3 protein-coding genes are annotated in these 3713 nt (G+C 31.1%); 1 reads left to right on the plus strand and 2 read right to left on the minus strand.

Translation table 11 applies throughout. The features are described 5' to 3' along the window. Positions 1 to 492: 492 nt before the first annotated feature. Positions 493 to 1164 carry a helix-turn-helix domain-containing protein gene (locus BM211_RS25575; protein WP_091000198.1) on the plus strand — a complete coding sequence of 224 codons (672 nt, stop codon included), beginning with the start codon at positions 493 to 495 and terminating at the stop codon, positions 1162 to 1164. A gap of 482 nt (positions 1165 to 1646) precedes the next feature. Here BM211_RS25575 and BM211_RS25585 read toward each other — a convergent pair whose 3' ends face one another. Next, on the minus strand, positions 1647 to 2801 hold the full coding sequence (locus BM211_RS25585; protein WP_091000204.1) for an MFS transporter: 1155 nt from the start codon (positions 2799 to 2801) through the stop codon (positions 1647 to 1649). A 468-nt stretch (positions 2802 to 3269) separates the two neighbouring features. Beyond that, the coding region (locus BM211_RS25590) for a CAP domain-containing protein (RefSeq protein WP_256217213.1) at positions 3270 to 3713 on the minus strand (444 nt) is incomplete at its 5' end.

The raw sequence follows: 3713 nt of genomic DNA on the forward strand, positions 1-3713 counted from the left end.
GGCGGGAGATAAACTGCCCGTAAAAGCCCGATTGGTTCAACTAATAATCAGTGGGGGATGAAGAAAACCCCCACTGATTAAAGTTTCACTTTATAAGTAGAGGGTTTATATATAGTGATTACTTGAATATAATAAATGTTAAAATTAAAAAAGAATACGAAGTGGGAAAGAAAACACCGTTTCGAGTTTTTTGTATTTGCAGTAACGACATTTCTATCGGAAAATTAAAATGAAGTTATAGTTTGGGGATAAATATTTTATCGAATTGTACAGAAAGAAAAAATATTTCCGGGGGAATTGTCGAAGGGTATTTTGTTTAATTGTCAGCAAAGTGATTATCTCAATATGCTTTTTAAAATGAAAAACATAGAAGATAACTCACAATAAAAAGGTCTGCAACAGATCGTTGCAGGCCTTTTTATTGTGATGCTACGATTCGTTTCTTACTATTTAATATTAGAATGAATTAAATTAATTACAGGAGGGACAAACATGAATATCGGAGAGAAGATAAAACATTTAAGACTAATAAATAAAATGACGCAAGAAGATGTAGCCAACCAATTATTTATTTCAAGACAAGTTATATCTAAATGGGAACTTGGAAATAGTCTTCCGAATTTAACCAATTTATTAGCCTTAAGCAAACTATTTAATGTTTCAATTGATTCTTTATTAAAGGAGGATTCAAATTTGCAAAATCAAATAATAAAACAAAGTAATTACAAAAGATATTGGATGATGACCTATGTATACATATATTCTTTATTAACTATTATTGTAATACTTTGTTGTTTTGTTGCTGTTTTACTTATAACAAAAGACATAAAAACATCAGATCTAAAAGTGATTCATTCACACTTTTATAAAGAAAGCGATCAAACAGAAACTCTATATATTTATAGTGAGTTAAAACCTTTTTTCTCTAATTATTCAGGGGATTATGGCTTCAAAATAAAAGAACATGAAATAGATATTCATGCTAATCGAAATTCAATTCCTTTTAAAAATAAAAATGTTTTATTTTCTATTAAAAAAGATATATCTCATGGAATAGATTGGGAAGAAAAAGATGTTTACATTGTAGACGAAAACAATAACAAAATACTTATATATAACCATAAAAATAAACAACTGTATTATCAAAAAAAAGTGACGGAGTAGGTGATTAAAATGAAAAACGTTTATAAGTATATTTTTATAGTAACTACATTTATTCTTAATGTAATTAGTTGTTTACTTATTGAAAATACCTTATTTACAAATGTAGTGTTTTCTACCGTATTTGTGTTTTTTGCTATTTTATTCCAATCAACTACAATTCTATTTATTATATATATGATTAGGAATGATAAGTCTAAAAAAATAAAAGTAATATTATATATTTTTTTAACACTAGATATACTTATCTTTTTATTCTTACTATTTACGGTATATATATTGGTAACATTTGGATTATTGAAACATTATTAATATCTTTCCTAATATACCTAATTTTTATATAGGGGTAGCATCACCTGCCTATCAACTTAAGGAATTCATTGTTCCAAAAAACAAAAAAAATCGATCTCTTCATAGTCAACTATGAAGAGATCGATTTTTCGTTTTGGGGATACTCCAAAATATTAGCTTGATGGCGATAGGGGCTATCCCATCATTGTCTTCTTTAATCTTCCTCGTACATAAATTGTTGAAGCAAAGGTAAACAAGAAAGCTGTTCCAATTATAAAGCTTACGCTTGGTGAGGCGCCGATTGCTCCAATTGTAAATGAACCGGCAACAACCCCTAATGAGAAGAATGCATAAAATAATCCAAATGCTTTTCCGCGATTATCTTCTGTTGTATTTTCAACAAGTAAGGCATTAATAGAAGGAAAGAGAATAGCAAATCCAATTCCGTAAATCATCATGACAATAAAAAGCATGCCCTTTGATGTAAATATACCAAGCAATGAAAGTGCAAATGCCATCACTGCAATACCGATAACCATCATTTTTTGACGATTAAAGAGATCGTATATACGGTTTGTTGGTAGTAAGAAGAAAAGGATGGCCGTAATTCCAAAGACACTCAGCATCATTCCTGTTGTTGATGTTTTTAGTCCTAATGCTTCTATTTTTACCGGCAACATATATGTGACAATTCCTTGTGAAAACATTAAAGTGAAGGCACCGATATATGCTTGTAATAATGGTTCAAATTTTAATAATTTAAGCAGGTCTTCTTTGTTCAACATTTGTATTCGTGACGATTTTGTTCTTGTTATATGATTTGGAAGCAAGAAAAGTGAGATCATTGTACCAAGTATCATTAAGATGGAAATTGTAATGAAGACCCAGTGTATACCAGCTTTCGCTTTCATAATCCCACTGAAAGCAGGACCGATAATAGCGGCTGTTCCAACAGCTGCACCAGATAAAGCCATTGCTTTCCCTTGTTTTTTTGATTTTGTCTGTTTGGATAAGAAAGTGAAAGCAGCTGGTATTAAGAAGCCATCACTAAATCCGTGCAGAAAACGAACGACAATCAGTTGTTCTCCGCTTTGAACAAAGATATACAATAAAACTATAAGACTTGTAATGCCCATGCTAATATAAAGAACTTTTTTTGCTCCATATTTATCAACAGATGCACCTGCAATAATATTGCCAATCATATTAGCAAACGAGTACATTCCAACGACAAGACCAATAATAAGAGGAGTTCCCCCAAGGTTTTGTGCATATGTACTCATAATGGGTAACTGTGAAAATGTATCGAAAAATGCGATGATAACAATAAAATAAATAAAGTATTTCAATCCTTTCACCTCTCTTGTGCTATTATGACATAATGATAATTTTCTCCGCAATGAAATTGATTGGTATGTTTGGAAATTTACGCATTGGATTATAGAGAAGGGAAGACATTAGAAAACAGTGAAAAATAGATTTTACATGTCTTCACTATACTTATATCAATCTATTTAAATTCTTCAACATATAAGTCGCTGTTAGATCACTTCTATGTATGGCCAGATGCTCTCGCCTGCTTAAAAAGAAAGAGAGTTTTTAATTTGTATGTAAGGAGATTATCTCATGAGTTATTTACAAATTGGAGGTGGGGAATATTTGCCGCGTACAATAATAAAACAGAAGCCATTCGTAAAAATGACTTCTGTCGTTCAAAACTTTTTGTGGAATACCATTATCAAACGGTTGAATTCGTTTCATAATTTAAACCCAAAAAAGTTTTTTGCTAAAAACTCGAGTTTATTAACAATTTTTATTTATTTTTTGATAAATTGTTGCGTCCAAATATTTTCCTGTTTCACGTAGCCAACACCTATATAAGTGAAATTCTCATTTAAAATATTCGCACGATGCCCTGGGCTGTGCATCCAAGCGTCCATAACTTCTTCTGGTGTTGGTTGCCCTTTAGCAATATTTTCACCTGCTGCGGAATAGGAAATACCAAAACGTGTCATCATGTCAAATGGTGAATTATAAACTGGACTAGTATGAGAAAAATATTTATTTTTCAACATATCGTCTGATTTTATACGTGCTACTTTACTAAGCTCTGTATCTATCTGTAATGGAGATAAGCCCGCTTTCGCTCGTTCTACATTAACTAGCTCAGCAACACGCTTTTCAAACGCATTTAGTACATGACTTTTATTCTCTTGTTTTTTAGCTTCTTCTTGCTTTCTAGCTTCTTCTTGCTTTCTAGC

It is taken from the genome of Bacillus sp. 491mf, from assembly GCF_900112415.1.
Classification (GTDB): Bacteria; Bacillota; Bacilli; order Bacillales; family Bacillaceae_G; genus Bacillus_A.

Excerpts from the sequence above, each read along its gene's own strand:
- BM211_RS25575 (WP_091000198.1), top strand. The coding sequence starts at position 493 with ATGAATATCGGAGAGAAGATAAAACATTTAAGACTAATAAATAAAATG.